The organism is Paraburkholderia steynii (genome assembly GCF_900100565.1).
Lineage (GTDB): Bacteria > Pseudomonadota > Gammaproteobacteria > Burkholderiales > Burkholderiaceae > Paraburkholderia > Paraburkholderia terrae.
In genome coordinates, this window is the sequence record NZ_FNDI01000052.1 from 33,071 (window position 1) to 41,155 (window position 8,085).

Genomic DNA, 8,085 nt, shown 5'->3' on the forward strand with positions numbered 1-8,085 from the left:
ATTCCGTCAAGGGAATAGTGGCGACTGCGGACGAGTCACGACGCGACCGTGAAGCCACGTGGTAGTCCGCAAAAATTCGATGCTAGGGATCAGAAGAACCCGGCGACAGTCAGCCGAACGGCTAAAGCCAGGCGAGAGAAATCGACCGCGAACAGGCACTGTTCGCGGTCTGAGAGAACTTAATCCGGAATACTACAAGCCGCTCCCCCACTAGCCGCAATCTCACGCGCCGCCTTGGCGCCTTCGACTTGCAGCAGCGTCGGCAGCGACACGCCATTCTTGGCCGCCGTCACTTCGGCAAGAATCGACACAGCGATCTCAGGCGGCGTTCTGCTGCCGATATAAATCCCAACCGGCCCATGCAGCCGCGCGAGTTCCGTCTCGGTGAGATCGAACTCCTTGAGTCTTTCGCGCCGCGCCGCGTTATTGCGCCGCGAACCCAACGCACCGACGTAAAACGCAGGCGTTTTCAACGCCTCCATCAGCGCGAGATCGTCGAGCTTCGGATCATGCGTGAGCGCGATCACAGCGCAGCGCTCATCGAGTTTCATATCGAGCACGGTATCGTCGGGCATCGTACGAACGACCTTGGTGCCCGGCACGTCCCATTCATCCGTGTACTCTTCGCGCGGATCGCACACGGTCACCTGATAGTCGAGCCCGACCGCGATATTGCACAGATAGCGCGACAGTTGCCCCGCCCCGATCACCAGCATCCGATAACGCGGGCCATGTATCGTCAGCAGCCGCTTGTCGTTGAAGTCCACGCCATCCGTTGCCTGCGCGGGGCCCAAACGCGCGACACCCGTTTCCATATCGAGCGTGCGCGCAACAAGACGTCCGTCTTCAACGGCATCGCACAGTTCAGCGATGCCGCTCGCCGCCGTCAAAGGCTCCAGCACAAGCTGAATAGTCCCGCCGCACGGCAAACCAAAGCGATGCGCCTCTTCCGCCGAAATGCCGTACTTCACCGCTTCAGGCTTCGTCTGCTCGATGCCGCGCTGACGCACGCGATCGATCAGATCGTCTTCGATACAGCCGCCCGACACCGACCCCACCACCGCGCCATCGTCGCGCACGACGAGCATCGCGCCTTCGGGACGCGGCGACGAGCCCCACGTCTTCACGACCGTCACGAGTAGCGCGCGATGTCCCTGTTCGAGCCAGCGCGCGCTGGACTTCAGGACTTCGAGATCCACGCTGTCCATGATTTCTTCCTCTTCGGTTCTTCGCCACTGCCTTCGGCGGCGGCTTCGCCGTCATCGACAGGACTCGCAGTGTCGCCTGAATCGCCCGATTCTGCCTGCACTCCGCCACTGCCGCCCGTCAATTGCTCGCCGAAGCGCTTGAAAAATTCACCCGCGAGCTTGCGCGCGGCGCCGTCGACGAGCCGTGAGCCGATCTGCGCGAGCTTGCCGCCGACCTGCGCAGTGGCGGTATAGGTGAGCTTCGTCGCTTCGTCGCCTTCGGGTTCGAGCGTCACATGCGTTTGCCCTTTGCCGAAGCCAGCCGCGCCACCCTGGCCTTCGAACACGATCGTATACGTGTGAGGCGCATCGATATTGGTGAGTTCCATGCGTCCCTTGAAGCGCGCCTTCACCGGTCCGACGGCCGCGCTCAACGCGACGGCGTAAGCGTTCTCGCCGTCCGGTTCAATGCTATCGCAGCCGGGGATCGACGCGCGCAGAATCTCCGTGTCGTTCAGCGCTTCCCACGCGCGCTGCTGCGGCACCGGTAGCGTGTAGGTTTCGGTCAACTCCATGACGTCGCTCCTCCAGAGATCGCGGCGCGTGCGGCATCGCGGGACACGCGCGTCAATTGCGCGAGATCGCGGCCGAACGCAGCCAGGCTGTCGAGATTGTGAACTGGCTTGTGCGCATCGACGAACGGCAGCATTGCCTGTACGCCGCGCGCTTTCGGCGAGAATTCGCGGTAACGCAACAACGGATTGAGCCACACGATGCGATGCGCGAAGCGGCGCAGGCGGGCCATTTCGGTTTCGAGCACGTCGATGGCTTCGTGATCGAGGCCATCGGTGACGAGCAGCACGGTCGCCCTGCCTGTCAGCACTCGGCGTGCCCAACGGCGGTTGAATTCGGCGAGCGCCGCGCCGATGCGCGTGCCGCCCGACCAGTCGACCACCTGATCCGCGAGCGCAGCAATCGCGACATCGGGGTCGCGTTCCTTTAACGCACGCGTCGCGTTGGTGAGGCGCGTGCCGAACAGAAACACCTGCAAGCGTTCGCGCGATTGCAGCAGCGCATGACAGAAGTACAGCACGGCACGCGAATAGCTGCTCATCGAGCCGGAAATATCGAGCAACAACACGAGCGGCGGCTTGCGTGCGACCACCGCGCGATACTTCCACACGGTCCAGTCGCCGCCCGCGCGCACGGCATGTCGCGCGCTCGCGCGCAGGTCCGCATGCGTGCCGCGCGACGCCGCTTTCAGCCGGCGTGTCGGCTCCATCGCGAGGGGCAGACGCTGCGCGCGAATCAGGTGACGCAGCGTGCGCCATTCGTCTGCGGTAAGCGTGTCGAAATCGCGATGACGCAGACGCTCTTCGGCACTGAACGTCACGTGCGCGTGCAGTTCGTGGCGGTCTTTGTCGGCGGCTTGCGGGGCTTGCTTGCGCTGCTTCGCGTGATGCGCCGCGAGCGCGTCGGCGAGCCGGTTGTTGCGCTTCGGCGGCGGGATGCCGCTCGTCACCTTCGGCAGAAGCAGCGCGCGCAGCTTGCCTTCCCAATCGGGATCGCGCCAGAAGAGATCGAACGCGGCGTTGAAGAGGTCGCGCTCATCGGGCGCGCACAACAGCAACGCGGCGAGCGCCGCGCGTACGTCGTCGCGCCGGTCGAGATCGATCCAGCGCAATGCTTCGAGCGCATCGACGGCTTGCGCGGGCGACATCGGCAAGCCCGCGCCGCGCAACAGCCGCACGAAATGCACGACGTTGCGTGCGAGCGTCGCGGTGTTGGGATCGCTGACGGGCATCATCGACGTTACTCCGCCGCCGCAAGACATTGGCGGATCTGCTCGGCGTCGAATCGCGCGAGGTCGTCCTGATACTTGAGCAGCACGCCGAGCGTGTCGTGGACCGACTGCGGATCGAGTTCGGTGACGGTGAGTGCGGCGAGCGCGCGGCACCAGTCGATCGTCTCGGCAATGCCGGGCGCCTTGAACAGATCCATGCCGCGCAGCCGATGCACGAAATCGACGGCGCGGCGTTGCAGCGCTTCGCCCGTTTCGGGCGCGCGCGCCGCGACGATCGCCAGTTCGCGTTCGCGGTCGGGATAACCGATCCACTGATACAGACAGCGGCGCTTCAACGCGTCATGCACTTCGCGCGTGCGATTCGACGTCATCACGACGAGTGGCGGATGCTCGGCGCGCACCGTGCCGTATTCGGGAATCGACACCTGAAAGTCCGACAGCAGTTCGAGCAGGAACGCCTCGAACGGCTCGTCGGCGCGGTCGATTTCATCGATCAGCAACACACGCCGCGCGCCGGGATGATGCTCATCTGGCATGAGCGCCTGCAGCAGAGGTCGCTTTAATAGAAACTCGCTGCGATACAGCGTGCTGCTGTCGGGCTTCTCGCCGGCCGCTTCGGCGAGCCGCAGCGCCATGATCTGCCGCGGATAGTCCCACTCGTACAGCGCGCTCGCCGTATCGAGCCCTTCATAGCACTGCAGCCGCAGCATCGACGTGCCGAGCATGCCCGCCGCCGCCTTGGCCAATTCCGTCTTGCCGACGCCCGGCTCGCCTTCGACGAACAGCGGCCGTTCCATGCGCAGCGCGAGAAACAGCGCGGTCGCCAGCTCGCGGCTCGCGAAGTAGCCTTGCGCAGTGAGCTGGGCGAGGGTGTCGTCGATTGAAGCGGGCTGCATGGTCCTCCCTGGCATTTCGGCTTGCATCGCTCGAACACTGAAGAAGCTGGACAAACCCGATAAACGAAATGGCCCGGACGCGCCGGGCCTCGGGTACACAAACGCCTCGCGCGCCGCGTCCGCTAACCGTTTGCGGCTCGCACCGCTCGCGCCGTCAGCACGGGTATCAGGTGAGCGCGATACTCGGCGCTCGCGTGCATGTCGGTGTTGAGATCGTCCGGTGCGACCGTCACGCCGCGCGCGGCGGCTTCCGTGAAGTTCGCGGCGAGCGCGTTCTCCATGTCCGTCGCGCGAAACACCGACGACGCCGCGCCCGTGATCGCGACGCGCACACCGCCCGCCGTCTTCGCGACGAACACGCCCGTCAACGCGAAGTGCGACGCCGGATTCCTGAACTTCTCGTACGCGGCTTTTTCCGGCACCGGAAACTCGACGGCGACGATCAGTTCGTCGGGCTGCAACGCGGTTTCATACATACCGACGAAGAAATCCGCCGCTGAAATGCGTCGCCGGTCGGTAACGACCGTTCCATCGAGGCCGAGCACGGCGGCAGGATAATCCGCGGCGGGATCGTTGTTCGCGATCGATCCGCCGATCGTGCCGAGCGAGCGCACCTGCCGGTCGCCGATATGCCCCGCGAGAAACGCGAGCACCGGCAATACGCGCTGCACTTCCGCGTGACTCGCGACGTCCGCATGACAGACGGCCGCGCCGACCGTCACTTTGGTCGGCTCGACGCGAATCTCCTTCAACTGCGGAATGCGCGTGACGTCGATCAGCTTCGATGGCTGCGCGAGACGCAGGCGCATCGTTGGCAACAGGCTCTGTCCGCCTGCCAGATACTTCGCTTCGCTGTCGGCGCTCAGGTTCGCCACGGCGCTTTTCGGATCGGCTGCACGTTGATAGTCGAATGAATACATGTCGGCCTCCGCTCAGGGACGTGAGTTTTGTGCAGCGTGGATCGCGGACCACACGCGATGCGGCGTGGCCGGCATCTGCAGGTCCGTGACACCGAGCGGCGCGAGCGCGTCGATGATCGCGTTGATCACGGCAGGCGGCGAACCGATCGCGCCCGCTTCGCCGCAACCCTTCACGCCGAGCGGATTGTGCGTACACGGCGTGCCTTTTGCGGTTTCGACGGTGAACGACGGCAGATCGGACGCGTGCGGCATCGCGTAGTCCATGTACGAACCCGATAGCAACTGGCCGGTGTCCTTGTCATACACGCAGCGCTCCAGCATCGCCTGGCCGATGCCCTGGCCAAGACCGCCGTGTACCTGCCCTTCGACGATCATCGGATTGATCACGTTGCCGAAGTCGTCGACGGCCGTGAAGCGCTCGATGCGCGTCTCACCCGTATCGACGTCCACTTCGACTTCGCAGATATACGCGCCCGCCGGATAGGTGAAGTTGGTCGGATCGTAGAACGCGCTTTCGTCGAGGCCAGGCTCGAGCTTGTCGAGCGGATAGTTGTGTGGCACATAGGCGGCGAGCGATACGTCGGCGAAAGTCTTCGTGCGGTCGGTACCGGCGACGCGAAACGTGCCGTCCTTGAACTCGATGTCATCCGCCGATGCTTCGAGCAGATGCGCCGCGATCTTCTTCGCTTTCGATTCGATCTTGTCGAGCGCCTTCATGATTGCCGAGCCGCCGACTGCAATCGAACGCGAGCCATACGTGCCCATGCCGAACGGAATGCGCCCGGTGTCGCCGTGGACGATATCGATGTTGTCGATCGGCACGCCGAGCCGGTCGGACACGACTTGCGCGAACGTCGTTTCGTGGCCCTGGCCGTGACTGTGCGAGCCGGTGAAGACGGTGACCGAGCCCGTCGGATGCACGCGCACTTCGCCCGCTTCGAACAGGCCCGCGCGCGCACCGAGCGCGCCCGCGATGTTCGACGGCGCGAGACCGCAAGCTTCGATGTAGCACGAGTAGCCGAGTCCGCGACGCTTGCCGTTCTTCTCCGATTCCTGTCTGCGCGCGGCGAAGCCTTTGACGTCCGCGAGTTCCATCGCGCGGTCGAGACAGGGTTCGTAATCGCCCGTGTCGTATGTGAGGCCGACGGGAGTCGCATACGGGAACGAGCGGATGAAGTTGCGGCGGCGGATTTCAGCGGGGTCTATGTTCATGTCGCGCGCCGCCGTTTCGACGAGGCGCTCGACCACGTACGTCGCTTCCGGACGGCCTGCGCCGCGATACGCATCGACGGGCACCGTGTTCGTGAAGACCGCTTTCACTTCGGCGTAGATCGCGGGCGTCGCGTACTGGCCCGCGAGCAGCGTCGCGTAGAGGATGGTCGGCACGCTGGAGGCGAAGGTCGACAGATACGCGCCCATGTTCGCGATCGTGTGGACGCGCATCGCGAGGAACTTGCCGTCCGCGTCCATCGCCAGTTCGGCTTTCGTCACGTGGTCGCGGCCGTGCGCGTCCGATAGAAACGCTTCGGAACGTTCGGCCGTCCACTTGACCGGACGGCGGATTTTCTTCGACGCCCACGTCAGCGCGACGTCTTCCGCGTACAGGAAAATCTTCGAGCCGAAGCCGCCGCCGACATCCGGCGCGATCACGCGCACTTTCGATTCCGGCAGCGACAGCACGAACGCCGCCATCAACAGCCGTTCGACGTGCGGATTCTGATTGGCCACATACACGGTGTAGCTGTCGTCCTGCGGCGCGTAGCTGGCGTTGACGGCGCGCGGCTCGATCGCGTTCGGGATGAGGCGGTTATTGACGATATCGAGCGTCGTCACGTGATGCGCCTTGGCGAACGCGGCATCCGTGGCCGCCTTGTCGCCGTGGCCCCATGTGTAGCAGGTGTTGTCGGGCACTTCGTCGTGGACGGCGGGCTGGCCGGCATCCGACGCGTGCGTGGTGTCGATCACGGCGGGCAGTTCGGCGTAATCGACTTCGATCAGTTCGGCGGCATCTTTTGCGGCCTTCACCGAATCGGCGATCACGATTGCGACCTGGTCGCCGACGTGGCGCACTTTCGTATGCGCAATCACGGGGTGTGGCGGCTCGTGCATCGGTTTGCCGTCGATGCTGTGGATCAGCCAGCCGCACGGCAGCCCGCCGACGTTTTCAGCGGCGAGATCCGCGCCGGTAAAAATCGCGACGACGCCGGGCGACTGCTTCGCGGCGGCGGTGTCGATACGTGTGATGCGCGCGTGCGCGTGGGGCGAGCGCAGGAATACGGCGTAGGTCTGACCGGGCAGGACGATGTCGTCGGTGTACTGACCGTTGCCGGTGAGGAAGCGATAGTCTTCCTTGCGCCGGACGGGCGTGCCCACCATGCGGTGCGAATCGGGTGCGTTCATGGCGGGCTCCTCAGACGGTCGTGGCGGCTTTCGAAGACGCGTCGGCTTGCATGCCGGCAGCGCCCTGAACGACGGCCTTGACGATGTTGTGGTAGCCCGTACAGCGGCACAGGTTGCCGTCGAGCTGACGACGCACTTCGTCTTCCGTGAGGTTCGGATCAGTCGCGACCAGCGCGGTTGCGCTCATCACCATGCCTGGCGTGCAGAAGCCGCACTGCAGGCCGTGGCACTCGCGGAAAGCGGCTTGCATCGGGTGCAGTTCGCCGTTTTTCGACAGCCCTTCGATCGTGGTGATTTCCTGGCCTTCTGCCTGCACGGCAAGCATGTTGCAGGATTTGATCGCGCGGCCGTTCAGATGAACCGTACACGCGCCGCATTGCGCGGTATCGCAGCCGACGTGCGTTCCTGTCAGCCGCAATTGTTCTCGTAGAAACTGGACAAGCAGGGTGTGCGGCTCGACGTTCGCGGTAACGGGTGAACCGTTCACCGTCAGACTGATGCTGATCGCCATGAACTGTCTCCTAGGGGACGCTCTTGTATTGAGCCCCGGGTGGGGTGAGACCGGCTCGGGCCCGTTGTTCACTTGCTACCGCCTGCCTGCTGGGAGGGTCCGGTACGGTTGGGGTGCTTTTTTTGCTTTGTTTTTGTTGTTTGTGACGAAAAGTAAAACACAAAAAACGGGAGGCGGCTATTGGGGGTCTGTGCCTCCGGCGGTTTTTGGTTTGGTTTTGGTTTTCGTTTTTTGCTGCGCAAGCTGTCTGGCTTGCGTGTGTTTTGCGCTGGCATCCGCGATGCGTTAGCTCGCTTCACGCGTTGCCCCTGTGCGGGGCGGCACCCGCTTTGGGTTGTCTGCGACGCTGGGTGGTTTGCTTGTTTTG

Annotated in this window: 8 protein-coding genes; all 8 read right to left on the minus strand. The window is 64.1% G+C overall.

Features of this window, described 5'->3' with window-relative positions:
- Positions 1 to 179: 179 nt before the first annotated feature.
- On the minus strand, positions 180 to 1,208 hold the full coding sequence (locus tag BLT65_RS43975; protein WP_091790377.1) for an XdhC family protein: 1,029 nt from the start codon (positions 1,206 to 1,208) through the stop codon (positions 180 to 182).
- Positions 1,181 to 1,762 carry an SRPBCC family protein gene (locus BLT65_RS43980; RefSeq protein ID WP_091790378.1) on the minus strand — a complete coding sequence of 194 codons (582 nt, stop codon included), beginning with the start codon at positions 1,760 to 1,762 and terminating at the stop codon, positions 1,181 to 1,183. The genes BLT65_RS43975 and BLT65_RS43980 overlap by 28 nt, the downstream gene beginning before the upstream one ends.
- Positions 1,753 to 2,994 (minus strand): vWA domain-containing protein, encoded by a 1,242-nt coding sequence (locus BLT65_RS43985; protein WP_091790379.1) that lies wholly within the window; start codon positions 2,992 to 2,994, stop codon positions 1,753 to 1,755. The genes BLT65_RS43980 and BLT65_RS43985 overlap by 10 nt, the downstream gene beginning before the upstream one ends.
- Before the next feature lie 5 nt (positions 2,995 to 2,999).
- Positions 3,000 to 3,887, minus strand: a complete 888-nt coding sequence (locus tag BLT65_RS43990) for an AAA family ATPase (RefSeq protein WP_042312942.1) — start codon at positions 3,885 to 3,887, stop codon at positions 3,000 to 3,002.
- 122 nt (positions 3,888 to 4,009) lie between these two features.
- A complete protein-coding gene (locus BLT65_RS43995; protein ID WP_091790380.1) occupies positions 4,010 to 4,807 on the minus strand; it encodes an FAD binding domain-containing protein in 798 nt (265 codons plus the stop codon).
- A gap of 12 nt (positions 4,808 to 4,819) precedes the next feature.
- Positions 4,820 to 7,207, minus strand: coding sequence for a xanthine dehydrogenase family protein molybdopterin-binding subunit (locus BLT65_RS44000; protein ID WP_091790381.1), 2,388 nt, complete (start codon positions 7,205 to 7,207; stop codon positions 4,820 to 4,822).
- 10 nt (positions 7,208 to 7,217) lie between these two features.
- Positions 7,218 to 7,718 (minus strand): (2Fe-2S)-binding protein, encoded by a 501-nt coding sequence (locus BLT65_RS44005; protein ID WP_091790382.1) that lies wholly within the window; start codon positions 7,716 to 7,718, stop codon positions 7,218 to 7,220.
- A gap of 68 nt (positions 7,719 to 7,786) precedes the next feature.
- A partial coding sequence (locus tag BLT65_RS47745; protein WP_208545902.1) for a hypothetical protein occupies positions 7,787 to 8,085 on the minus strand: 299 nt, incomplete at its 5' end.